Source organism: Shewanella sp. MM_2022_3, from assembly GCF_022557375.1.
In the GTDB taxonomy this organism is placed as follows: Bacteria; Pseudomonadota; Gammaproteobacteria; order Enterobacterales; family Shewanellaceae; genus Shewanella; species Shewanella xiamenensis.
Genome location: NZ_JAKZGV010000024.1, coordinates 32,948 through 58,830, shown reverse-complemented (window position 1 = coordinate 58,830; position 25,883 = coordinate 32,948). Strand labels below are relative to the sequence as shown.

Annotated in this window: 21 protein-coding genes; 9 read left to right on the top strand and 12 right to left on the bottom strand. The window is 48.1% G+C overall.

Annotation, left to right across the window (positions count from 1 at the left end; all coding sequences use genetic code 11):
• The first annotated feature begins 302 nt into the window (after positions 1–302).
• The 8 genes from MMG82_RS13280 to xthA all read left to right on the top strand — a co-directional run bounded on the left by MMG82_RS13280 (position 303) and on the right by xthA (position 9,564).
• On the top strand, positions 303–1,799 hold the full coding sequence (locus MMG82_RS13280; protein WP_047533867.1) for a lysine N(6)-hydroxylase/L-ornithine N(5)-oxygenase family protein: 1,497 nt from the start codon (positions 303–305) through the stop codon (positions 1,797–1,799).
• Entirely contained in the window at positions 1,799–2,440 is a 642-nt protein-coding gene (locus tag MMG82_RS13275) for a GNAT family N-acetyltransferase (protein WP_081990892.1), read from the top strand. Before MMG82_RS13280 ends, MMG82_RS13275 begins: the two co-directional genes overlap by 1 nt.
• Before the next feature lie 4 nt (positions 2,441–2,444).
• Positions 2,445–4,337, top strand: coding sequence for an IucA/IucC family siderophore biosynthesis protein (locus MMG82_RS13270; protein WP_241406961.1), 1,893 nt, complete (start codon positions 2,445–2,447; stop codon positions 4,335–4,337).
• Positions 4,338–4,421: 84 nt separating this feature from the next.
• On the top strand, positions 4,422–6,635 hold the full coding sequence (locus MMG82_RS13265; protein ID WP_241406963.1) for a TonB-dependent siderophore receptor: 2,214 nt from the start codon (positions 4,422–4,424) through the stop codon (positions 6,633–6,635).
• An 88-nt stretch (positions 6,636–6,723) separates the two neighbouring features.
• Positions 6,724–7,746, top strand: a complete 1,023-nt coding sequence (fhuF, locus tag MMG82_RS13260; protein WP_241406960.1) for a siderophore-iron reductase FhuF — start codon at positions 6,724–6,726, stop codon at positions 7,744–7,746.
• A gap of 161 nt (positions 7,747–7,907) precedes the next feature.
• Complete coding sequence (locus MMG82_RS13255; protein ID WP_037428627.1) at positions 7,908–8,453, top strand: septation protein A; 546 nt, start codon at positions 7,908–7,910, stop codon at positions 8,451–8,453.
• Positions 8,453–8,752 carry a YciI family protein gene (locus MMG82_RS13250; RefSeq protein WP_011072939.1) on the top strand — a complete coding sequence of 100 codons (300 nt, stop codon included), beginning with the start codon at positions 8,453–8,455 and terminating at the stop codon, positions 8,750–8,752. The genes MMG82_RS13255 and MMG82_RS13250 overlap by 1 nt, the downstream gene beginning before the upstream one ends.
• Positions 8,752–9,564, top strand: a complete 813-nt coding sequence (xthA, locus tag MMG82_RS13245; RefSeq protein WP_172587738.1) for an exodeoxyribonuclease III — start codon at positions 8,752–8,754, stop codon at positions 9,562–9,564. The genes MMG82_RS13250 and xthA overlap by 1 nt, the downstream gene beginning before the upstream one ends.
• Positions 9,565–9,727: 163 nt before the next feature.
• On the opposite strand, the gene MMG82_RS13240 is transcribed toward xthA, so the two are convergent.
• The 9 genes from MMG82_RS13240 to MMG82_RS13200 form a co-directional block, all read right to left on the bottom strand.
• Complete coding sequence (locus tag MMG82_RS13240) at positions 9,728–10,165, bottom strand: hypothetical protein (protein ID WP_241406959.1); 438 nt, start codon at positions 10,163–10,165, stop codon at positions 9,728–9,730.
• Between the two features lie 473 nt (positions 10,166–10,638).
• On the bottom strand, positions 10,639–12,093 hold the full coding sequence (locus tag MMG82_RS13235) for a methyl-accepting chemotaxis protein (protein WP_241406958.1): 1,455 nt from the start codon (positions 12,091–12,093) through the stop codon (positions 10,639–10,641).
• 113 nt (positions 12,094–12,206) lie between these two features.
• Positions 12,207–12,698 (bottom strand): DUF1097 domain-containing protein, encoded by a 492-nt coding sequence (locus MMG82_RS13230; RefSeq protein WP_039978432.1) that lies wholly within the window; start codon positions 12,696–12,698, stop codon positions 12,207–12,209.
• A 368-nt stretch (positions 12,699–13,066) separates the two neighbouring features.
• Positions 13,067–15,313 (bottom strand): molybdopterin cofactor-binding domain-containing protein, encoded by a 2,247-nt coding sequence (locus MMG82_RS13225; RefSeq protein ID WP_241406957.1) that lies wholly within the window; start codon positions 15,311–15,313, stop codon positions 13,067–13,069.
• Between the two features lies 1 nt (position 15,314).
• On the bottom strand, positions 15,315–15,812 hold the full coding sequence (locus MMG82_RS13220; RefSeq protein ID WP_241406956.1) for a (2Fe-2S)-binding protein: 498 nt from the start codon (positions 15,810–15,812) through the stop codon (positions 15,315–15,317).
• 3 nt (positions 15,813–15,815) lie between these two features.
• Positions 15,816–16,517 carry a nucleotidyltransferase family protein gene (locus MMG82_RS13215; protein WP_241406955.1) on the bottom strand — a complete coding sequence of 234 codons (702 nt, stop codon included), beginning with the start codon at positions 16,515–16,517 and terminating at the stop codon, positions 15,816–15,818.
• Complete coding sequence (locus MMG82_RS13210) at positions 16,517–17,530, bottom strand: XdhC/CoxI family protein (RefSeq protein WP_241406962.1); 1,014 nt, start codon at positions 17,528–17,530, stop codon at positions 16,517–16,519. The genes MMG82_RS13215 and MMG82_RS13210 overlap by 1 nt, the downstream gene beginning before the upstream one ends.
• 214 nt (positions 17,531–17,744) lie before the next feature.
• Positions 17,745–19,484 (bottom strand): methyl-accepting chemotaxis protein, encoded by a 1,740-nt coding sequence (locus MMG82_RS13205; protein ID WP_047539240.1) that lies wholly within the window; start codon positions 19,482–19,484, stop codon positions 17,745–17,747.
• Positions 19,485–19,808: 324 nt separating this feature from the next.
• Positions 19,809–20,453 (bottom strand): MBL fold metallo-hydrolase, encoded by a 645-nt coding sequence (locus tag MMG82_RS13200; RefSeq protein WP_037431095.1) that lies wholly within the window; start codon positions 20,451–20,453, stop codon positions 19,809–19,811.
• 179 nt (positions 20,454–20,632) lie between these two features.
• On the opposite strand from MMG82_RS13200, the gene MMG82_RS13195 reads away from it, so the two are divergent.
• Positions 20,633–21,922, top strand: coding sequence for an alpha/beta fold hydrolase (locus MMG82_RS13195; RefSeq protein WP_047539244.1), 1,290 nt, complete (start codon positions 20,633–20,635; stop codon positions 21,920–21,922).
• 218 nt (positions 21,923–22,140) lie between these two features.
• On the opposite strand, the gene MMG82_RS13190 is transcribed toward MMG82_RS13195, so the two are convergent.
• Genes MMG82_RS13190 through MMG82_RS13180 form a run of 3 tightly spaced genes read right to left on the bottom strand, consistent with a single transcriptional unit; the run spans position 22,141 to position 25,792 of the window.
• A complete protein-coding gene (locus MMG82_RS13190; protein ID WP_037431101.1) occupies positions 22,141–22,524 on the bottom strand; it encodes a cytochrome c3 family protein in 384 nt (127 codons plus the stop codon).
• Positions 22,525–22,565: 41 nt separating this feature from the next.
• Positions 22,566–24,203, bottom strand: coding sequence for an aromatic amino acid ammonia-lyase (locus MMG82_RS13185; protein ID WP_047539248.1), 1,638 nt, complete (start codon positions 24,201–24,203; stop codon positions 22,566–22,568).
• Positions 24,204–24,238: 35 nt separating this feature from the next.
• Positions 24,239–25,792, bottom strand: a complete 1,554-nt coding sequence (locus MMG82_RS13180; protein WP_047539251.1) for a flavocytochrome c — start codon at positions 25,790–25,792, stop codon at positions 24,239–24,241.
• Positions 25,793–25,883: the final 91 nt, after the last annotated feature.

The window sequence follows — 25,883 nt, the reverse complement described above, 5'->3', positions numbered from 1 at the left end:
AGACCTTCCTTCTTCCCCATTGATCAACTCACCGACAAACCGTATTTCAGCCTTTTATTTAACAGTCAAAAGTACGACTCATCCGACAAGCACTAAATGAGAATGATTTGCATTTGTAATTTTTATGATGCTAATTTATTCCTCGTTGCACTGAGCGAGTAATAGCAAAACAAGCGGTAAAGCTCCTGTTCGGCAGCACAAAAGAATGATTCATAAAGCAACTTTAGAGAGGTCCACTCATCTACTCATCCATCAGTCGATGGTGGCTGCAACCGTTTTAATAGGAATTCAAGGAGGCGTAAGTGACTACCCCAAAAAAGGAAACTGATCGTACGATTTACGATCTACTCGGCATTGGCATAGGCCCATTTAATTTAGGACTGGCGGCTCTATGTGAACCTCTTAATAACTTCAGCTGTTTATTTTTAGATGCTAAAACCGAGTTTGATTGGCACCCGGGTATGCTGATCAACTCCTCTCGATTACAAACACCTTTTATGTCCGATTTGGTCACTATGGCCGATCCGACAAGTCGTTTTAGTTATCTTAACTTTGCCAAACAAACAGGCCGACTCTATTCCTTTTATATCCGTGAAAACTTCTTTCTCCCAAGGCATGAATATAACCAATATTGCCAATGGGTCAGCACACAACTATCCAATCTGAGATTCAGTTTTAAGGTCACACAATTAGATTACAACGCCGGTGAAGGCATCTACCATGTTACGGGAGTAGATAGACGCAGTGGTAAACCCCACACTTATCGCTGCCGCAAACTGGTATTAGGTACTGGCACGACTCCCTATCTACCCGATAATTGCCCAATTCAAGACCCGCGTGTCATGCACAGCGCCAGCTATATCCGGCAAAAAGCCTACTTGCAAAGCCAAAGCGCCATTACCGTGATTGGCAGTGGCCAAAGTGCAGCGGAAATCTTTTACGATCTTCTACAAGACATTGATATTTATGATTATCAACTAAATTGGATGACCCGCTCGCCACGCTTTTATCCGCTGGAATACACCAAACTCACCCTAGAGATGACCTCACCAGATTATGTGGATTATTTCCACGAACTGTCGCCGGAAAAACGCCATCACTTAATCGCAGAGCAAAAGTCCCTCTACAAGGGGATCAATGCCGAGCTAATCAACGATATTTATGACCTGCTTTACCAAAAGCGTTTAGTCAGCGATATCCAATGCCAGCTGCTGACTAACGTGGCACTGACAGCAATCGATACCTCGGGCGACAAGCTGACACTCAAGTTCAACCACCTCGAGCAAGAATATGCCTTCGAGCAACTGACAGGTGCCGTCGTCTTAGGCACTGGCTATCAATATCGTTTACCCGAGTTTATTCAAGGGATTAAATCACAAATCGAATTTGATGATCGTGGCCAACTCGCCATCCAGCGTGACTATGGCATCGATGTCAGAGGCGATATTTTTATCCAAAATGCGGGCCTACATACCCATGGCATTAGCTCACCCGATTTGGGTATGGGCTGCTATCGCAATGCCATCATTCTGCAAGCGGTTTTAGGTTACGCCCCCTATCCGATTGAAACGCGGATCGCCTTCCAAACCTTTGACCCCAACAACATCAACGACGCGAAAAACCAACCCGTCGAAAGCAACACTCACTCAGCGGTTGCGTCTTCTAAGCCTTGTCAGGAGTTAAATCCGTCAGCCAAGCCCACGCAACAACCCAGTAATGAGCCACAAACCGTGCTACGGATAAGCCCTTCTGGTGGCAGTACACCGGCCTTAATGGCACCGAATAAGGAGGCACTGTAATGGCCAGTCAATGGAGCCAACGCTGTTTAGATTTGCTCTCAAAACAGATTGTAATCAATAAGTTTGTGCTTAAACCTCTGAACCTTGAGCAAGACATTGCCATGCTGCAATCATGGCTTAACCAAGACTATGCCAAGTTTTGGGGCATGCAGGGGATGAGTCTTGATGCACTTGCTCAAGCGATGGCACCCTCGGAACACAAAGTGGCACTGATTGGGGAATGGCAGGCAAAACCTTTATTTATGGTGGAACTCTACGACCCAGCCCATGACGAAATTGGCCAGCACTATCAGGTTAAGCCGCTCGATTGCGGTATGCATTTAATCCTTGCGCCGATTGAAGGCAAACCGATTCATGGCTTATCCCGCAAAGTGATGGAGGCTATCGCCCAACTTGTTCTTGAAACCCTCGCGTTTACGCGACTCGTGGTCGAGCCGGATCAGCAAAACCACAAGATCCACCGCTTAAATTGCCAAATCGGGATCCGCTACCAAAAAGCCATTCAACTCAGTACCAAAGCCGCATTTTTAGGTTTTTGCAGTGCCCAAAGCCGCCTGACGACAACTCAAGCTGCCCACCAATTGCCGAGTAAAAATCGTCCTGTTACCCAGTCACTTTTAACCTTATCACTTTGTAGGTGAACCGATGAACTTAGCCACTAACACCTTATTACTCAAACCATTCGCCCAATCCGAGTTGCCGAATATCGAGGCCTTACCCTCTTACGCCCATGTGCCCGCCCATTTAACGCCCCAACATTGGCAGGCAGCCAATCGCCATTTGGTGAAGAAAATCCTCTGTGAATTTACCCATGAGAAGATCATTAGCCCACAGATTTACGCCCAAGGCGCAAAGGTAAATCACTATGAGCTCAGGTTAAATGACTGCACGTATTACTTTAGCGCGCGCCATTATCAGCTCGACCACCTTGATATCGCGACAGATTCTATCCGAGTCACCAGTGCGGGCACTGAAAGACCCCTCGATGCCATGAGGCTGATAATCAGCTTAAAAAATGTGCTTGGCATCAGTGAAACCCTGTTGCCCACTTATCTTGAAGAAATCACCAGCACGCTCTACAGCAAGGCCTACAAGTTGGCCCATCAAGCCATCCCCGCCGCTACACTCGCTAAGGCCGATTATCAAACTATTGAGGCGGGCATGACCGAGGGGCATCCGGTGTTTATCGCCAACAATGGCCGCATTGGTTTTGATATGCAGGACTATTACCAATTTGCCCCCGAGAGTGCCAGCGCGCTTCAGCTAGTGTGGATTGCGGTGCATAAGGATAAAACCACCTTCTCCGCCCTCGAAGGATTAGACCATGATACCTTGCTAAAACAAGAGCTTGGTGAACAGTTCACCGAGTTTCAACAACACTTAAGCGCACTGGGGCAAGCGGACGATAGCTTTTATTTTATGCCCGTTCATCCGTGGCAATGGCGCGAAAAAATTGCCCGCACCTTTGCCGGCGAAATCGCCCGCGGCGACATTATTTACCTGGGCGAGAGCCAAGATTGCTACCAAGTTCAGCAATCGATCCGCACCTTCTTTAACTTAAGTGCGCCGCAAAAATGCTACGTCAAAACCGCGCTTTCTATCTTAAACATGGGTTTTATGCGCGGCCTGTCCCCGCTGTATATGAGCTGCACTCCGCAGATCAACGCTTGGGTAGCCAAGCTTATCGAAAGCGACAGCTATTTTGCCGAGCAAGGTTTTGTGATCCTCAAAGAAATCGCCGCGATTGGTTATCACCACAGGTATTACGAAGAGGCACTCACCCAAGATAGCGCCTATAAGAAAATGCTGTCGGCGCTGTGGCGTGAGAGCCCACTGCCGCACATTGAGCCACAGCAAAACCTGATGACCATGGCAGCACTATTACACATAGATCATCAAGAACAGGCACTTATTACTGCGCTAATTGAGCACTCAGGCTTAAGCGCCAAGGAGTGGGTCAAGCGCTATCTCAAGCTCTACTTATCGCCGCTACTGCACGCCTTTTTCGCCTATGATCTGGTGTTTATGCCCCATGGCGAGAACCTGATTTTAGTGCTCGATGCCGGTATCCCAATCAAAATATTGATGAAGGATATCGGCGAAGAAGTCGCAGTACTCAACGGTAGCGAGCCACTACCTAAAGAGGTGCAACGCCTTGCGGTCGAGCTTGAAGAAGATATGAAGCTCAACTATATCTTGCTCGATATTTTTGACTGTATTTTCCGTTACTTAGCCCCCATTTTGGATAAGCAAACCGAGGTTAGCGAAGCGCTATTTTGGGAGTTGGTGGCAGACAATGTACTCGACTATCAAGCGCAGCATCCGCACTTGGCGGACAAATTTGCACAATACGATCTCTTTAAAGACAGCTTCGTCCGCACTTGCCTGAATCGCATTCAGCTTAATAACAACCAGCAGATGATTGACCTTGCCGACCGAGAAAAAAATCTGCGCTTTGCGGGCGGACTTGATAATCCGCTAGCCGCCTTCAGGCAAAGCCATGCCTTTGGCTCGGCAAATAAGAAGCTAAAACCCTAAAGCATTTTCAACCTTGAGTGGGCCTGCGCCCACTCTGGGCACTCATCTGTGCCTAAAAACAACCTAGTCAATCAAACCGCCAAAATGGAATTTAAGATCATTATTATGAAAACCTTCGCCCTCAACCGACTCGCTGCTCACTGCCAACTCGCCATCACACGCCCAGAGCTTATCCTCTGCTCAGCCATACTCAGCATGCCCTATGCTTATGCAGATACTAGCGATACCCAGAAAAAATCCACCAAAGACATTGAAATCATTAATGTCGTTGGTGCTAAGGATCTCCACGATAAGCGCTACAAAACCCCAGCGATGAACACGGCAACAGGCCTAGATTTGTCTTATTTAGAGACGCCGCAATCCGTCACCTCGGTCACTCGCCAAATGATGCAAGATCAGCAGTTAAACAGTGTGATTGAAGCCATGACCAGCGTTGCCGGTATCAATGCCCGGCCGATGGATAACGACAGATACAGCATCAGCTCGCGGGGGATTGCGGTCACCAGCATTCTGTACGATGGCGTGCCAACCACCTATGACACCCGTTTTAACTACGGCGATAACCTTATCGATACCGCCATCTACGAGCGGGTGGAGATTGTCCGTGGCGCCACAGGGTTAATGACTGGCGCAGGTAACCCTTCAGCCGCAATTAACCTTGTGCGTAAACGCCCGACACAAGAACTTATGGGCAACACCTCAGTGAGTGTCGGCTCATGGAACAATCTGCGTGGCATGGTCGATTTATCCAGCGGCTTAAACGACAGTGGCAGTATTCGTGGCCGTGTTGTCGCCGCCTATCAGGATAAAGAATCCTTCCAAGACAGATACCAGCAGCAACGCACCACCCTCTATGGCATTGTTGAAACCGATATTAGCGACAGCACACTGCTGACCTTAGGCGTGGATTATCAAGACACCACGCCCGAAGGCACTATGTCCGGCGGGCTGCCGCTGTTCCACAGTGATGGCAGCCGAACAAATTACGATCGCGCCACTTCCACCGCCCCCGATTGGGCCTCGGCGCATACCCAAGGGCTTAATACCTTCGCCAGCCTTGAACATCGTTTTGATAACGGTTGGGAGCTAAAAGGCACCTACAGTTATGGCGATAACTCACTGGAATATAATGTGCTGTGGGCTACGGGTTATCCAGATCCTGTGACCAATCTTGGTGCAACCGCAGGTTCCATCGCCTATATTGACGGTAGCCGAACCCAACATAACCTAGACCTACGGGCGCAGGGAATGTTTGCCCTGTTTGGCCAAGAACATCAGCTCACTTTTGGCTGGACGGGTCAGCGCCAAGAGTTTGCCAACCCGTACTATTATCCAACGGCCGCCGTACCACCCTTGGGAGATTTTCGCGATCCCAACTTCCAGTATCCAAAACCGCAGTGGAAAGACACTCACACCACGGGCTCCTTTGGTGAAACCGAACAAAGCGCCGCCTATGTGGCCACGCAGCTCAATCTAACCGATGCCTTGGCATTGCTCGCAGGGCTGCGCCTTAATCAGTGGCAAACCGACCAAGATAACTTTGGCAGCATGTATGACTTTAAGGTCGACAATGAGCTCACCACCTATTTTGGCTTGACCTACGCTCTGGGCGAGCAATACTCCCTTTACGTCAGTTATACCGATATTTTTGCGCCACAAACCTTGCAGCGCATCGATGCCAGTTACATCGATCCCGTCAAAGGCAAAAACTACGAGGCGGGCATTAAGGCAAGCTTGATGGATGAAAGCTTAGACATGTCATTGTCGGTATTTGAAATTCGCCAAGACAATGTTGGCGAACGCACTGGCGATGTGTTGCCAGGCACCACTATCCCAGTGTATCGAGAGGTTAACGGCACCAAAACCCAAGGCTTTGAGTTTGAATCCACGGGCAAAATCACCGATGACTGGAATATCTACTTCGGCTACACCCAATTCAGTACCGATGATCCTAAGGGCAATCGCATCAACACCACATCCCCTCGCCAGCAGCTAAAACTCTTTACCACTTACACCTTTAGCGGTGATTGGAACAAGCTACAAGTCGGCGCAGGGGTAAATTGGCAAAGCCGAGTCTATCAAACCGTGAACTCGCCCTTAGGCAGAGTCGAGGTTGAGCAAGACTCCTACGCATTAGCAAGCTTAATGGCAAGTTATGCCTTTACCGAGCAGCTAAAGCTAAGCGCCAATATGCACAACGCCTTAGATAAAACCTATTACAGCCAAGTGGGGCAATATAGCCAGTTCCAATACGGCACCCCGCGCAGCATGAGCGTGAATTTGGATTATCGCTTCTAACAGGCTGTCGATAACCAGCGATTAATCAATAAAAGCTGCGGTGAGTAGGCTCACCGCAGTTTAATCAATTCAAGCCAAAGGAGTGATTATGGCGCGCCAAAGGGAAACGCTACCGACCTTAGCCAAGCTTTCCAGAGGAACTCAACCTGATCATACCAAGCAGTGTCATCACAAACCCTCACAGAGTGTAGGCACTGTAGGCGGCGCGCAAACAACCGACTTAACAGCGCTAAGCCCTGCGGATTTAACTCAAGTCGCCAAAGCGTTTAATCAACGACTGGCGCTGCGTGCCCCATTTTATGCCCAGCATTTTGTGGCAACCACTAAGCCCCAAGGACTCAATATTGATACTTGGAGTCAGCCAGCCGTGTATCAATCGCTATTACTGGATTTTGCCAAGGCCTATCCACCTTTGGGGAAAACCTCATCTTCCAGCCCGTCAGAAAATATTCCCGAGCAAATATTGCTCAGCCATAGCTGCAACTCCAAAGCCCTGCACTCGCTATGGGGACAGTGGTATTTCGGTCTGTTAGTGCCACCCATGTTGGAATGGATTATTAACGCACCGCACTCGCTCGCGAGCACCATTGAGCAGATTGAGCAAATTGATATAGCGCCTGAGCATTTTTATCTTCACCCCCACGATTCAGGCAGAGTCGCAGGTTTTGAGTTTCAATTAACACCCACTCCTAAGGTGAAAGCCGCCATAGTTAAAACCACGGTCTTAACGCCCCACCGCGAACGACAACTTATTCAGTGGATTCAAAGCCATCTAATCCCTAACGTTGAGCGATTAACCAGTCTAAGCCCAACACCCGCAAAGCTGTATTGGAGCCATTTAGGCTACCTTATTCACTGGTATTTAGGCGAAATGGCATTGCCAGATATTGAATTTGAACAGCTTAAGACGCTGCTGTTCAACACTAAATCCTTTGAGGATGGCGAGGTTAATCCACTCTTTAACAGCATTAATTTGCTACCCGCCTCTGCTGCTGATGCGGACAATATTCGCCGCGTGTGCTGCTTAAGGTATCAACTCACGAATAGTCATCGCTGCGCCGATTGCCCGTTAACTACGCGCGCCCAAGCAAAATGTGCTGCTCAAGCTTAACATTATCGGTCGCAGCTCGCAGACTTGATAGGACTATATGGATTACAACAGCCGTTGCCGCCGCTTTCATGCAACAGTTAGCAATCGGTCACCTTTCACGGCTTTTTCCCTCTAGCCCCCCGTGCTACACTCAAGCCCACGTCTTCTTAACACGATTATTTATGAAACAACTGCTTGATTTTTTGCCACTCGTTATCTTTTTTGCCGTCTATAAATTTTTCGATATTTATATCGCCAGTGGCGCCTTAATCGCAGCCACCGCACTGCAATTAGTCGTGACCTATGCGCTGTATAAAAAATTGGAGAAGATGCACCTGATTACCTTCGCTATGGTGACAGTGTTTGGCACCCTCACCTTAGTGTTCCATGACGATGCCTTTATCAAGTGGAAAGTCACTATTATTTATGCGTTATTTGCCCTAGCCCTTGGCGTGAGCCAACTACTCGACAAGTCGATTTTAAAGTCCATGTTGGGTAAAGAGATGAAGGTGGCCGATAAGATTTGGGCACATGTAACTTGGTACTGGGTAAGCTTTTTTGCCATCTGTGGCCTAGTCAATATCTATGTCGCCTTTAGTCTGCCATTAGAAACTTGGGTGAACTTTAAAGTATTTGGCCTCACCGCCTTAACCCTGATTAATACCGTAATCACCGTCTTTTACCTTTATAAACATCTTCCCGAAGATCAACGCAAGGAACTCAAATAATGTGGTATATGATTTCAGCTCAAGATGTTGAGAACAGCTTAGAAAAACGTTTAGCAGCACGCCCTGCGCATTTAGCACGCTTACAGGAACTGGCCGATGAAGGTCGCCTGCTCGTTGCCGGTCCACACCCGGCTATCGATAGCGAAAATCCAGGTGATGCAGGGTTTAGCGGCTCATTAGTGGTTGCAGATTTCGATTCGTTAGCCACAGCTCAAGCCTGGGCAGATGCAGATCCTTACTTCGCGGCGGGCGTATATCAAAGCGTTGTGGTTAAACCCTTCAAACGAGTTCTGCCTTAATGAAAATCGTTTCTTTCAATATCAATGGATTGCGTTCTCGCCTGCATCAATTGCAAGCGTTAATCGACAGCCATCAGCCCGATATTATCGGTCTGCAAGAAACCAAAGTGCACGATGAAGCCTTCCCGCTCGCCGAAGTTGAGGCCATGGGTTATCACGTGCATTACCACGGTGGCAAGGCACACTATGGCGTTGCCATGCTCTCCAAAGTCGCCCCACTTAAGGTGCAAAAGGGCTTTGCAACCGATGAAGAAGATGCCCAGCGCCGCATGATTATCGGCACCTTTGCTCAGGCAAATGGCCGTCCGCTAACTGTGCTGAATGGTTATTTCCCTCAGGGCGAAAGCATTGACCATCCGACTAAGTACCCTGCTAAGCGTAAGTTTTATCAGGACTTAATGGCGCATTTGCACGCTAATCATAGCAACGATGAAGATATCGCCATTATCGGGGATATCAATATTTCGCCCATCGATTTGGATATCGGCATCGGTGAAGTCAACCGCAAGCGTTGGCTAAAAACCGGAAAATGTAGCTTCCAACCCGAAGAGCGTGAATGGCTCAAAACCCTGCAAGATTGGGGACTGGTGGATACCTTCCGTCAACTGCACCCCGACCGCAGCGAGCGTTATTCATGGTTCGATTACCGCAGCAAAGGCTTCGATGATAACCGCGGTCTTCGCATCGATGTGATCTTAGCCACGCCGTCACTGGCCGCACGTTTAATCGAATCCGACGTCGATTACGATCTGCGCGGTATCGATAAACCCTCAGATCACGCGCCAATTTGGAGCACCTTTAAAGAAGCCTAACTCGCTTGAGTAACTTCTTTAATCGATATAAAAACATCGGCCTAAGCCGATGTTTTTGTTTGTCATTAAAATATAATCTCCGATTAATGATTGAGTGATTACATTTGATCATCGACATACTGAGATTAACCTGACACAGAAATTTGAACGGCCTCTTGGATTTCTATGTTTTATTTTCTGGTGATAGTGACGATTGTGAGGCCTTATCAATGAAGGGAGAGCGAAATTTGTCACTTAACGTTGTAAAAGAAAGCGTTAAAATTACACCATTAGAAAAATAGAAGATTTGTACAATAAAAATTTCAAAAGCGCTGTACGCCGCAACACCTTCAAACAATGAAATTGACAAGCTGATTAAACTTAGAATTGCAAATATATTCCTCGCTATCAGGTTAAAACTTAGCATAATTAAAGCCGCAACCTGCAAAGGACCAATTATGGACAATTTAAGCCAATGCGGAATTTGTGAATTAAAACCGTGCCATTCCATCGCATTGACGATGTCACTACGATACTCCCAACCACCAGTCATATAGTTTAAGAAGAAACTAGCCAAGCAAAGAATGATAATTGATATTCTATAGATTGTTTCAGACTGCATCTAAACTCCATTTCGCAATAAGAAAATAAATCCTGCCATCCGTATTGGCTCAACAACATAATGCACTTTCTGTTCTTCTACAACCTGCACAGGCCAAAGTAGCTTGGATGAGCGTCATCAAAAGTCGCAGGACCTTATCTGAGGAAAAATCGAGCTAATGCTTTAGAAAAAAATTGAGACTGACATAGCCTCAAGGTCGCACGTGAGCCTTTAGCTTTCTATCTCGACAACGTTACTCACCCTATTACCTTTGAATAGCAAAACGACTGTGGGTATAAGTTTTTTGGCCAAATGTACAGTCAATTTACAGTTAAACTAAATGAACAATATTGTCTAATTTTAAGAATATAAAAATGGCGGTACATCAGATGTAACCGCCATGTTTATTTGACTATTACGCTTCGCCAAGGGAGCGAGATTCAGCTTCAAAGCTAATGAGGACTCATAGAGCTAATCCACATAAAAGCAACCACTTAGCTAGTGCGGTACTGTTTAAGGATCCCTTCGAGTTCAACCGAGGCATGTTGCAAATCATGTGCTAGGCTGACACTGCGCTGTGCTGTTTGTTTAATGGTATCGGATTGATGACGGATCTCATTAAGCTGGCCAGCAATATCGCGAGCGGCAACGCTTTGTTCTTCCGCCGATGCAGCAATTTGGCTACTCATATCAAAGACGGCATTTACCGATTGCGCCATCCCTTCAACATCGTTACCCACTTCAACAATGGCACTGCGGCCTTCATCGGCGCGGTCCACAATCTCGGTGGTGATATTGGAGAGCTGACGAGTGCCCGATTGCAATCCTTCGATCATCGCTTGGATCTCAACTGTCGCTTGTTGAGTACGTCCCGCTAAGGTACGCACTTCATCGGCAACCACCGCAAAACCGCGACCTTGCTCACCTGCGCGCGCCGCTTCAATGGCCGCATTCAGCGCCAGCAAGTTAGTCTGCCCAGAAATACTATTGATGGTTGTCACTACCGCATCAATAGCCGCCGCATCCTTAGATAATTGTTCTACCGATGAAAAGGCTGCACCAATTTTGGTTGAGAGCAAACCAATACTGTCCACCGTATGGCTAATACGCCCTTGGTTGGCACTCATTTGGCTGGCGTTATCTTTAGTCTGTAGTGAAGTGTTACTGGCATTAACCGACACTTCTTCAATCGCCGAAGTCATTTGCGCCATGGCCACAGCCACTGAATCTAAAAATTGATGCTGGGCACCAATTAACTCACCGCTGATTTTTGCTTGCTGATTAAACTCATCGGCAGCGAGGGAAAGTGTTTGGGCATTATTGCGGATAGCGCTCACCATTTCGCTCATGTTATCGGCACAGCGGTCAATTTCGCGGGCGATTAAGCTGAAGTCATCGGTACCGAAAAAGTTTAATCTGAAACTTAAGTCGCCATCGGCTAAGCGTTTGATGGCCATGTACATATCCCACAGACCACCGCCGAGGGAAGTTGAAATCCAATAGCTTAATTGGAATAAGGGCAATAAACCGATTAATGCAAACCAAAACATCAAATTAGCATCGCTGCGGCCATCACTTTCCCATTCGGACACATTTTGCGACAGTGCGAGCGCGCTGCCAGATGCCACCGTGGCGCTGGCGGTAACATTATCCCTTTGGCGCAGCGCCTCAGTTTGGCGAGAGACAACACTCAGCCCATTGTCTCGGGCAAATTGTGATAATGCATCGCCCTGCAACTGTTGCGCATTTGCGACTTGGGCAAAGGCATCAACCGTCGCCTGAACTCGAGCCAAAGAGGCGGCTTCGAGGTTGCGGTGAGCATGTTGGTAATTGATAAGTGCGATGGTAGCCGTGATTAACGCCACCATAGAACAGACAATCCAAAATTTGCCGTTAAGACTGAACTTGATCAATATGGCATCAATGGTGCGAAACTGGATTTGTTTCATCTTGATATTTCCTAAGACCTAAAGCTATCGGGTACTAAATCAGCATTATAGCTCATCTATTCGATCACTCAGTTACCGCATGGCTATCATGCGAACACAAAAGTGATGGAAGATTAATCGGCACTGGCGATTTCAGAACCTGTTGATGCTGACCATTTTTGGCGAAGGGTGATTAGCTGCGCCGTCAATAAGCTCATGCAAAAACCTAACAGTGCGCCTAACACTAAAGGCGGCACAATATTGGCCACATCCCCAGCCATAGCAAAGGTAATACAACAGCCGATAAAGGCACCGGGAATAAAACTGAGTTTTTGATAACTGGCCTGTAGGCACATTGCCGAGGTAGCGATACCTGTAAACAGATAACCCGCCACAGGCGATACGAAAAAACTGCTACCGCTGATAATGAGCCAAGCCCAAAACACACCGGAGAGATTGGTGCACCACGCCATCATCACGCCTTGAAAACCCGCCTTAGGCTGAGCAAAAAACGTGCTGCAGCCTAAAAAGCCAATCCAAGTAACGAGATGAAAGGCATCTGCGATACCACACCAGACAGAGGCTAATAGCCCCGCCGAAATAGCGACTTGCCAACGATTTTCCATGATGACCCCTTTATTGTTTTCACGGAAGTAAATACTCAAATGCGCTTAAGGTGCGGCTGTATTATGGTGTTATAGCGCCCTTCACTTCCGTGTCGATCAATTTTTAGTAGGGATCTGCAATCAATGATTGACTCACAGGCCAACTAGGAACTGATTCAAATGAATGTGTACGCGAGTCCGCATACCTTAGGTCACTTGAGTAAACATATTAGTTAAATTACCTCTATTCTGGTAACAAAAACCTGATCTATTGCTAATTTTCGGCATTAATGCCCGTAAATTTGCTAACAAGCAATTTATTTGTGGTAAAAAAACGAAAAAAGCGCTTATTAGGCGCTTTTTTGCTCACTCAGGTGTCGTTTACAGCATCACACCTTTAACTGTTTATTAACCGGCAGGTCGCGGATCCTAAGGCCTGTTGCGGCAAATATCGCGTTGGTCAGGCTTGGTGCCACCGGCGGCACGCCGGGCTCACCCACACCCGCAGGCGGCGCATCCGAGTCGATAATGATGATCTCCATCTCCGGCACTTGGGGTAAACGTAGCAAGGGATAATCATGGAAGTTAGACTGCATCACCTTACCCTGCTGGTAACTGATCTCACCCATTAGCGCCAAGCTTAAACCAAATACTATCGCGCCTTCGGTCTGCGCTTTCACCCTGTCGGGGTTAACTACAGTGCCAGCATCAATCGCAGCAATGGCATTCAACACCTTAAGCTGTTTATCCTCACCAACCTCAACCCGTATCGCTACCGCCACCACACTCACAAAACTTCGGTGCACCGCAAAGCCCCAACCTTGATGTTTACCCGCTTTAGGCGCCTTAGCCTGTGCCTGTTCAACCGCCTCAATCACCTTGAGGTAACGGCCGACATCAACGGGATGACGATTTAAGTCTTCACCATAGTTACCATATTTAAAGCCTTGGTTCTCAAAGGTCTCTCGCCTTGCTTGCCCCAGCAAGATGCGCCACATATCGGGACAAGATAACTTGGCTTTATGGGCCATTTCATCGACAAAACTGCCCACGCCAAACCCATGTTGAATGTTGCATACCGAGCGCATCCAACCGATACGGCTATGGGCTGTGGCCTTAACGGCCTCGTAGCGTAAATTGGAGAGGGCAAAGGGCACATCGACAAAACCTAAGTCCAACTCACCGCCGGATGGATATTCGACACCCTCGGCAAAGGTGGAGCTTATCGACGGGAAGCCCGTACGCGCCAGCAGCGCCGTGGGTTTGTTGTTGGCATCGAACAAGGCCTGATAACACTGGACACTGATGGCATGGTAATAACCGTTTTGGATCTCATCCTCACGGCTCCAACTCACCTTCACCGGCCGTTTAAATTGCTTGGAGAGTAGCGCCGCCTCCACACTGAAATCTGGTTTGGACTTGCGCCCAAAGCCGCCGCCAAGTAGCGTCACATTCACTTTCACCGCATCCTCGGCGATACCTAAGGCCGCGGCCACATTTTGTTGGGTACTCTGCGGAGTTTGTGTCGATGCCCAAATTTCACAGCCCTTCTCGGTCACATTCGCGGTGGCCACAGGCGGCTCGATGGAGGAATGGATAAGGTAAGGCACGGTATAAATCGCCTTAAGGGTATCGTCCTTTGGCCAGGCTTTGACCTCATCACCAACTTGACGTACCACCTTGCCAGGGGCTTGTACCTTGTCCACCAGCTCTTGCAGGTAGGTTTTAGAATCGTGGCTGCTGTTGGCAGACTCAGTCCAGCTCACTTGCAAGGCTTTACGCCCCTGCAACGCGCTCCAAGTATTTGTCGCCACCACAGCTACGCCGCCTAGGGCTTGAAAAGTGGGAGCGCCCTTGGACGTTGGCAAACGGTACACATCGACCACACCCGCTACCTTGCGCGCCGCACTATCGTCAAGACTAGCCACATCGCTCCCCAATACGGGTGGGCGCATAATGCTGGCATAAAGCATGTTATCCACTTGGATATCATAGCCATAGACAGCCTTACCCGTGAGCATGGCCTGCATATCGACTATCTGACGCGAAGCACCAATTTGCTTGAAATCCTTAACCGCCTTTAACCGCAGCGAATCGGCTGCGGGCAATGGTAATCCCGCCGCATCGAGGGCTAATTCACCAAAGCGCCCAGCACGGCCAGATTTGGCATGCAGCACTTGATGATCTTTAGCCTGCACTTCACTCACGGGGACTTTCCAGCGGGCTGCTGCGGCTTGTTCAAGCATGGTTCGAGCCATCGCGCCCATCTCACGCATGCGGTCATAGTTTTCGCGAATACTGCGGCTACCATCGGTATTTTGGCTGGCGTAGCGTTTATCGGCGAGCCCTTGAATAGGCACAATTTTATCCCAATCAGCCTCCAGTTCCTCGGCCAAGATTTGTAAAATCCCCGTGCGGATCCCCTGACCCATTTCGGAGCGGTGGCAGGTCAAATAAACCTTGTCATCCTCACCGATAGCGATAAACAGATTGAGCCGCGCCTGTTGGTCCTGCGCCAATGCCATTGGACTCCAACTGAGACCGCTTGCGCCAAGGGCGAGACCGCCCCCAACGGCGCCGAAGAGTTTTAACACATCGCGGCGACTGATATTTTCAACTGCGGTGAATGTACTCATCTTAGCCCTCCTGTTTGGCATAGCTTTGCAGCGCCGCTTTTATCCGAGGATAGGTACCGCAGCGACACAAATTACCCGACATCGCAGCATCGATTTGTTCCGCCGATGGTTTTGGATGCTGAGTGACTAAAGCCGCTGCTGACATTAATTGCCCAGCCTGACAATAACCACACTGGGGCACATTGTGTTCGGCCCAAGCATTTTTAAGCTTTTGATTACTAAGCCCTTCGATCGTAGTCAGTTGTTTACCTTGCACCTGGGATACGCTGGTTAAACAGGCGCGCACAGGCTGACCATCTAAATGCACGGTACAAGCGCCGCAGAGCCCCGCGCCGCAGCCATATTTAGTGCCCGTTAAGCCTAAAATATCCCGTAACGCCCAGAGGATAGGCATATTGGGATCCGCATTTAAAGTAAAGGATCTGCCATTAATGGTCAGGTTTTGGGAAGGCATCGCAAGGCTCAGGTCCTGTGCCGCCTCCGAGGATGGTATTGCCATAACTCACTCCTTAAGTGCCAACCACGACGCAAGATCGGCTTTAGTATCAATATCAATCGCGGCATGGGGTAAGGGAACAGCCACTAACTCACCCACATTTGCCAGTTGTTTTAAGATAGATTTTGCGCCGCGATCGCCAGTCAAATCCGTTAATAAATCGAATATTGAGGCATTAAAAATAGCAGGGGCGCCTAATTCATCCAACGTCCCTTGTCCATTCAACTCAGCTTCGTTCGTATAAAAAGCGGCCACAGATTGTTGACTCGTCTGCCAAGTCTCAATCACCTGCCGATAGTCTTCAAATGTCAGCGCAACTTGATCCGCTAAGGTGAGTAACATGCCATCAAACTGCTGCGCTTTTGCATAGGCCGCCGCGACTCGCAGCGACGACGCCAAACCTGTTTGCCAATTAGGATTATCAAGCAACGTCAGTTTTACCGCTCCGAGAGCGTCAAGTTGCGGACGCAATAATGTTTGATGGGCACCAAGCACTACCAACAGTTCTGCAGTGACTTGATTAGATGATCCCATTACTAATGGAGCCGAGGTGAAGCGAGCCAAACGGTCGATATGGCGTTGTAAGATGCTATGCCCTTGCCCCTCACTCGCCGCTGTTGATAAACGTTGTGCCAGCTTCGCCCCCTGAAAGCGCCGACTCTCGCCTGCCGCGAGCACAGCAATGAGCAATCTTTGCCTGATGCGCATTAAGGCATCATTCCATCGAGCGAGGAAAATGCCGCGCCATGAAGCACCCCATGGCATTGGGCCAAGATACTCAAGGCAATGGCGCTCGGTAACTCGCCCCCCAGAGCAAGCCCCGCAGGTGCCGAGAAAAAGCCACTAAACGACTCAGTATTGAGTTCGGCCATCGCCAACACTTTATCCCGCCGATGAGCTGGCCCCAAGAGGGCAACATATTTAAGATCAAAAGGTTGAATAGCTTTGAGAGCCGCCGCATCCAAATTCAGGTGATGGTGCATGACCACGGCGCAATCTAATTGCGCGACAAGCGCTTCGGCATCATCAAGGCTTTGCTTGACGATATGGGCATGGGGAAAGTCGGCGCTTCTCGCATAGGCGGTTCGCGTATCAAACACGCTCACCTGCCAACCTAAACTGTGGGCAATCGCTGCCACGGGTTTAGCATCTATTCCTCCACCAAAAATCCCTAAATGAAATCGTGGTCTGAGTGGGATGATAAGCGCCTCCCCTTCAGGCTGGCTGAGTATGCCCGCCTTTGGAAAGTCCGCCGTAGGAAAAGGGGCACTTTGCGCCGGATAAAACTGTGCAGCGTAACTGCGAGCATCGCTGCCCGCAGGCACTAAGGGCAATTGATAGTAGCCCAACAGCCCCTTGCGAAACGCTTGTACTATGTCCACTAGCCCAAGATCATGATTTTCTTTAAGCAGAGGGATCAACATGATATCGACTTTACCACCACAACCTAGGCGGTAGCTGGCATCGGATTCATCGGTCGCATCATAGGTGATACAAGTAATCTGTTGCGATTGCATGGCTTGCTGCGCATGACGGCGAAGATCGGCCTCTAAACAGCCACCACTTAATATCCCTGCGCCTTGGCCAAACTCGTGGAATAACATCATGGCGCCGGGTTTACGGTAGGACGAGTCTTGGATATGGGTAATCACCGCCAGCACCCATGAATCATCCGCGAGGGGCAACCAATGTTCTAATAAGTCTTCCATTTGGTGATCCATCGACATTGACTCCCTCTCTATTTCGCTAACTTAGGGACACATTTAATGCATCCACGATTGAAATCAGCGTAACTGATTAAAAAATTATCTTTATGTAGAACAAGCTAACAAAGGAAAATTGAATTTAAAAGGGCAAAAGCGGGGAAACACAAAATAGCTAAAGGATAAAGCTGACATCCCTGTCAACAAGTGTGAGATAGCCTTGAACTAAGGGTTAAAACTGATACTCTCCAGCCTTAGTTCGTAGTGCTTGGGATTGATTATCTAAGCTAATAGAGGTGAATTCGATTTGCTCAATAATTTGTGACACTTCGCGGGAATTATCGCGGATTACCATAAGACTGGTGGCAATATCCTTAGACACCAGAGATTGCTCTTCGGTTGATGCCGCTACTTGGGTATTAATCCCATGAATCGCCGCAGTGCTATGGCGAATATCATCAAAGACCGTCACGATACGTTGCAATTCACCTGAGGCTTTTTTCATTAAGTTAGCTGCTTGGGTGACTGAGCTGCCCACCTGATTGGTGCGATTTTGTAAACTGGCAACAATATCATCAATTTCCTTGGTAGAATCTTGAGTGCGCTGTGCGAGTGAACGCACTTCATCGGCTACCACCGCAAAACCACGCCCTTGCTCACCCGCCCTCGCCGCCTCAATTGCGGCATTGAGTGCCAATAAGTTAGTTTGCTCAGCAATCGCTTTAATCACACTTAGTACATTACTGACTTGAGTGCTCTCATTCACCAAATGCTGCATCGAATCTTGGGTGGTCGTAAATTCACTTTCGAGCACCGCCATCGCATTCAATGCCTCTGAAACCGTATCCTGACCAACGCCCACATGGGTTTCATTTTCTGCTGCCCGAATTTCGGCGTTCGAGGTGCTCTCACTAACATGCACTAAGGTGGTCGTCATTTCTTCCATCGCGCTCGCACTGGCATCGAGCTCTTTGGCGACTCGGTTTGAGCTTTGACGGGAAACTTGAATCGAAGCTTTGGTTTGTTTAGCGAGATCTGCCACCTCCTTCGCAATACTGTCCGTCGTCGCTAATGAACTGGCTAGAGATGAAATGAATAAATTAATTTGGTTAACAATTTCCCCAATTTCACCCTGAGTCGAAACTGAGATCCTGCGGGCAAGATTTTTAGACCTTTGAATATCAAGTAATTCGCGACAGGTTTGTACGAGTGGAGTCACAATCCTACTTTTAACAATAATAAAGCCGCCAACGGCAACTAAAATCACCAAAAAGAGTACAAACTGCGAACCATTGAGTGCCATATTTAAAGAATCCAATCGATTACTCACCTCACCCTCAGTGCGTTTATCCAAGGCGGTAAAAAACTGATCGATCGGCTGCATGATCTTGGCTTTTTCACTATGATATTGATCGCTATGTAGTAATTCCCTCGCCATCGCGAGATTCGGCTCACCTTTAATGCTGTAGGTTTGGGTATTTGGGTCGATAAAAATTCCTTTCACCGCGTTCATCGCCTTGACCTCAAGGGCGACTAAAGCATCAGAATTTTGCTGTGCCTGCTCGAGATAATGGAACTCCTCATCGGAAAACCCCAAAGCCTTCATTTGGCTTTTGATGGCCACTCTGGCGCCATCAGGCTTAGGTTTATCGCCATAACTGAGCACCAAATCCCAATAAATCTGGTGATATTTTTCCGGCCTAGGTTTTTCACCGTTACGAATGGCCAGAATATCCATATACATTTTTTCGTACTTTTCATCCCCAGTCACCGCATAGGTACGGGCGAGTCTGGTCAAATCATCAGAACTTTGCCGAAGTTCATCAGCAATTTGGTAGGATTGATAGCGAATATTCGCAGCATCATTAAAGAGTTCAATCTTAGATTTGACATTAAAACTCAGCGCCGCCGTAATCACTGCACTAGCGACGATTGTGGAAAAAACAACACTCATCATCGTTTTTGTATTCATAGTTACCCCGATAGACACCTACAACGTTAGCTTTAAGTCTAGCCAGTAAAATGTAACTAAAAAGTAAAAAAAACAGAATTTTGATGAATAATACACAGAGTTACGAGCGATTCTCAGTTGCGTAAATAACCGATATTTGGTTTAGGTCAAAATATAATGCTTAAAAATAGATAGTTGCGGATAAATCTAACTAAAAAGACCCAAGATGTGTGTCAAGCAGAGATGAGGTTTGCAGGTTTAATCAGGCACAGTAAATATGAATTGTACCTGATTAGAACTCGCATTTTGGTTGATATTAAGTCAATTGACGCAGTGTTATGCAACTTAGAGCAGTAACTGATCAGCCACAAAGGGATTATGTTCACGCTCTTCGCCAAAGGTAGACATAGGTCCGTGGCCAGGAATAAATTCCACGTCAGCGCCTAAAGGCCAGAGTTTAGAGGTGATTGAATGGATCAAGCTTTGATGATTTGACTGAGGAAAATCAGTACGGCCAATCGAGCTTCTAAAGAGAATATCTCCGACCCATGCAAGCTTGGATGAGGCCGAATAAAACGCCACATGTCCTGGTGTGTGGCCAGGGCAATGCAGCACAGTCAAACTTTGCTCGCCTACGGTGACGGTATCGCCATCACACAGGTATTGATCGGGTTCAAAGGCATCACAGTGGGGAAAACCAAAGTTTTGACTCTGTTTAGGCAGATTTTCAATCCAAAACTTATCCGCCTCATGTGGACCAACGATGGGTACATTCGTTTGTTGTGCTAATAACTTAGCACCGCCAACATGATCAATATGACCATGAGTGAGTAACACTTTTTCAAGGGTCAGCCCTAATTTAGTGACTTCACCTAAAATACGGTCAACGTTCCCTCCCGGATCGACAACCGCTGCATGCTTAGTTTTTTCACACCAGATCAAGCTGCAATTCTGCTGGAAAGGTGTCACAGGAATAATTTGGTACTTCATAGCTTCAATCTCGTGTTATCCATAGCCGATAGATTACGCTAAGAGGGTTATCATGGCTCAATTTTTTATAATAAAAATTGATCTCAACCAAAGGCTAATCAAATAATCCTAACTTGCGACAACAGGGCTTTTGTATACAATCTGCCATAAATAACAAGCCTAGCCCTTAAGGTCAATTGATGAAACCCGATATGATGCTCGCTGGTGTTTTCGCCAAGAAACACACATTTACTTTGCCACTCAACTACCAACAACCCATTGGTGAGCAGATTACTGTGTTTGCGAGAGAACTTTGCGCCATTGAAAATAAAGATAAAAAATTACCCTATATCGTCTTTTTCCAAGGAGGTCCTGGCTTTGCCGCTATGCGGCCCGCCAGCAATAGCGGCTGGATCCGTCGAGCACTCAAAGAGTTTAGAGTCTTATTGCTCGATCAACGGGGCACAGGCCTTTCTAGCCCCATCAATTATCAGAGCCTCAGTCACTTAACCCCTGAGCAACAGGCCGAATATTTAAGCCATTTTAGAGCCGACAATATCGTCCGTGACGCCGAATCAATCCGCACCCAGCTCTGCCCCGCCGACAAGTGGGCTATCCTCGGTCAAAGCTTTGGTGGTTTCTGCGTGCTGCACTACTTAAGTGCTGCGCCTCAGGGCGTAAGTGAAGCCTATATCACAGGTGGTATTCCTTCCCTCACGCGCAGCAGTGATGAGGTTTATCAAGCCACCTATCAGCGCGTACTCGCCAAGAATAAGGACTTCTTCCAGCGCTTCCACGATGCGCAGCATCTGGTGACTCGCCTCGCCAAACATTTACTCGAACATCCAGTGCAGTTAGCCACGGGTGAACGCCTCACGGTTGAAATGCTGCAACTGCTTGGCATTAATTTAGGCATGGAGCAAGGCCCTGAGTCAGTCTACTATTTACTTGAACAGGCCCTAGTGCACTCGCCCCAAGGTGATTATGTCAACCCGCTGTTTTTAAATCATTTTTGCCAATTACTCGACTATAACACCAACCCAATTTTTGCCCTGTTACACGAGGCCATCTACTGCCAACACAGTGCGTCACAGTGGTCTGCCCATAGGGTACGGGAGCAGTATCCGGCCTTTAACTATCAAGTGGGTAAGCCTTTCCTGTTTACTGGCGAGATGATTTACCCTTGGATGTTTGAACAATTTAGCCATTTAGCGCCACTTAAAGCCGCAGCCAATATTCTTGCCCATAAAACGGACTGGCCAACGCTTTACAATCTTGAGCAGCTCAGCCAAAACCGCGTCCCAGTTGCGGCCGCGATTTATAGCGAAGATATGTATGTCGAGATGGATTTCAGCCTAGAAACCGCCAAACAGGTAGCGCACCTAAAGTATTGGTTAACCTCAGAATATGAACACAATGGTATTCGAATGGATGGCGAGCGGATCTTAGATAAGCTCATCAGTCTCAACCGCGGTGAACTCTTAAGATAAATGTTAATTTTAAGGGTTAATTAAGTAAAAGCTGTCATTGTGTGCAGGCTCCTCATCCAAATGAGTGATTTTGGCTACAACGTTCAACGACCTATTTTCCGTGAGAGTAATCCGAGTTGGATTACTCTTTTTTTTGCTGAAAAAATGCACTCAACAAAGTTGAGTGCATGACAATAATCGTCAAAATACAGGGGAGCGGGTGTTTAACGAGGATGAAATTAACGTTTCATTTGAGGATAAGTAAACTCATGGCATTGATTGCAATAGACTTTACTTTCTTTGTGTTCCTGATGGCAGTAAGTACAAGGCAGATCAGTACCATAGTGCAGACTGTTATGGGGATTCGGCTCAACCGAATGACCCGCATCCGCAGGGCGCGCAGTCAACTTAGCCACGTCCTCGGGTGAACCATGACAACGACTGCAAGTCGCAGCATCAGGAACGGTTTTGCGTTTTGCATCACCGTGGCATGCCGCACAATCGACTTTACCATCGGCTCCAGTCATTACCTCTTTATGGTAATCCTTGATATTCATTGCATTAGCAGCCATAGGTGCTGCCAGCATGGCACCGAGTAATAGAATAAATACGGGTTTTAACATCAGAGTCTTCCTAGGCGGGGCATGGTGCCCCGCATCGCAGATTAATAGTGTGTAATAAAGTCAGTCGACGCTTGGATGTCCGGCGTGAATGGGCGATCTTTCGCAACAAAAGGCACTTTCTCGCGGTAAGCCTTGTACATGGCTTGCGTCGCTTTACCAAGTTGTAGCTCAGGGTTCGCTTGTTTGCGTAAATCAATCGCTTGAGTTGAATGTAGCAGCTCTAAACCATAGATAACTCGCGTGTTATCCACGATTTGGATCAGGTTATCCGACGCTAACTTAAGGTTAGTGAAGGTATCTTCAATACCACCAGCGATAGAAATCCCATCGAAGGAGACTGGCGTCGCTAACTGCTTGTTACGCACTTGCATATCCACAAAGGCTTTTTGAATCGCACCAAAGGCATGGCCTTGGTTTTCAGGCGCACTTAGGAAGCGCGTCAGCTTAGTAAAGTGTTCATCGGACAAATGAATGGTCCGCATCACACTGTTATGGGACACATGGGTCAAGGCCACACTCAGGTTTTGCACCGCGAGAGCCACAGGCAGCGGCTCAAAGTTAGTGGTTGGGAATACACCACCCTGCCCTTCAACCAAATACTTAGCCACTTGTGGGAACTGCGCATACTGGTTTGAGGCACCCACAATTACTGCGGGGTTATCATCTGAATGGTTGATTTGGATATTGAGTACTTCATCCAATGAAGCTAAGGCCTGTTCGGCGCCAGCAAAAGTATAAGCTGTCGTTCTAAAGCTCAGCGGATCTTGCAAAGGACGCTCATCATTCAGCTGCCATAAATAGCTGCCATCGAGTTGTTTTAAAATGTCACTGGCGGCGGTTTTAATATAAGGGAATGGGCGAATATCATTGGTTTGTGGCAAGAATGGCGCCACGTTGCCGTTTAATCCCTCAAGGCTTAAGCCAAAGACGGTGGGCGACACGGCCAATAGGTGCTTCGCCTCGCGGTAACCTTGCATTGCATACGCCACTGCAAAGGCGTTGTTAGATAAAATCGACAGCGCATCTTTCCCCATTGGAACTAATGGTGCAATCCCTGCATCAGCCATCGCCTCTTTACTGCTAACACGCTGACCTTTATAGAATACTTCCCACTCGCCAACCATGGCTAAACCGACATGGGATGAGAGTAGAATGTCCGCCTCACCTACCGTGCCCTTGGCTGGGATCACAGGTGTCAACCCCTTGTTAAGATAAGCTTCATAAAGCTCTGCCACCACAGGCTGCACACCGGTTTGTCCGGCTAGCATAGTATTTAACCGCACAGCTAATGCCAAACGTGTTAAGCGGATGGGCGCAGCGTCACCCACGCCTGCACTATGAGCACGAAAAGTACTAAAGTTAAAACTTCTTGAGGCATCGAGTACTGCATCACTCAATTTGCCATTAGCATCGAACAGTTTGTGGTCTTTATTAAGTCCAACACCTACGGTTAGACCATAAACGGGTTTACCTAGACGTGCGGCTTCCATCAATAGCTCGTGTGCTTTCACTAATTGGGTTTTCGCTTGTGGAGCAATTTTTACTTTAGCGCCATCGGCAATTGCCCAAGCTTGGTCTTGGGTTAAATGTTTACCATCAAGCACGACTTGCTCCATCGCTAACGCACTGCCTGAGAGTAAGCTTAAGGTGAGTGAAGCCATCAACACTGATTTATTCATAATCATCTCCAACATTTTGTTATATTTAGTAAAATCTAGGCTTGCTTAAGTGTCACAGCACTCGCTGCGGCGCAGTTACGGCCAGCGTTACGCCCCGTCACCACCCCTTCAGCAACGGCGCAGGCACCTAATCGACTTGCACCGTGGATACCACCGGTAGCTTCGCCAGCGGCATATAATCCGGGGATGGCTTTATTGCTGACCAAATGCAGCACTTCGGATTGGGTATTTACCTTCACGCCGCCCATGCAGTAATGCACCTTCGGCCACATACGCACCGCATACCAAGGTCCTTTGTCTAGCACTATGGCCTCTTGCATTGGTCGATCGAATTCTTTATCTACACCAGTCTTAACCGCCTCATTCCAGCGCTCGACTTGCGCCTTTAACGCCTTAGCAGGCATGCCGTAAATAGCAGCCAGTTCGTCTAAGGTCTCGGCTTTGCTGATGACGTTATATTTCAGTCCCCAATCTAGGGTTTGCGCCTTGCTGGCACCGGCGGCATTAGTAAAGCCAATGGGGTAGACAGGCTGTCCCTTTTCATCTCGTCTGGTCATAATGGCGTCGGCCCGCGCCTTACGGTCGGCTAATTCATTGAAGAAACGCTCGCCGGTGCGTACATCGACAACAATGCCGTGGGGATAAGTGGCAATAGTGTTGAATTGTGAAGCCGTGCCAAACCCCTTCTCGTCAGGAGATGCCCAGGGACCGAGTTGAATTTGGTCTAAATGAATGGGATTGGCCCCAATCAGCATCATTTGCTTGAGTGCCTCAGAGGTGGCACCTGCATGGTTGGTTGAATCTAAATCACTATTTAACTCAGGTAATTGCATCATGCGGTATTCGATATCACGGCCAAAACCACCGGTCGCCATAATCACGCCGCGGCGCGCGCCGATACGGCGTATTTTACCCGTGCGCTCATTGGGAAAATAAAAACCTTCACGAACTTCGACACCGATCACCCGTCCAGCCTCATCTTTTACAAAGCCTTCGAGCTTGGTCTGATTTTTCATGACCACGCCCTTGTCACGCGCAGCTTTGATCAAGGGACGAATAATGCCTGCACCTGAGCTTTCGACGGTTTGCAGTACCCGTTGTACTGAGTGACCGCCAAAATGTTGTACAAAGGGCTTCCAGTGAACACCGTAATCAATTAGCCATTGGCAAGATTCTGCTGTGCCGTTGCACACCAGTTTAAGCATTTCAACATCGTTCATGCCGCGGCCTGCCCGTAACATGTCTTCGACCATGGCATCGACTGAGTCTTCAATCCCAGCCTGCTTCTGTAGGACAGAACCTGCTACCGCCATCGCACCGCCGTTGATGGTCGAGTTGCCACCAAAGACAGGCATTTTATCGATAATCATCACGCTCACACCGGCCTCTCTGGCTTGCAGCGCTGCTGACATACCAGCAAAACCGCTGCCAACAACCAGCACATCCACTATTTCATCAAAGCTGACAGGGGCCGAATTACAACTTGCTGTGGCAGGCAGCGCCATACTTGCCCCCAGCCCTGCGGCCATGACCATGCCTCCCTTTAGTAACTGGCGACGCCCCGCATTAATATCTTGGGTTTTACTCATGCTGATTTCCTTCAATAATCACTGGAACTTGTCAGCATGAAAGTGCAGGTGCTGTGCCAAGCACCTAAAAGGAGGTATTTAAGTGGTGAAT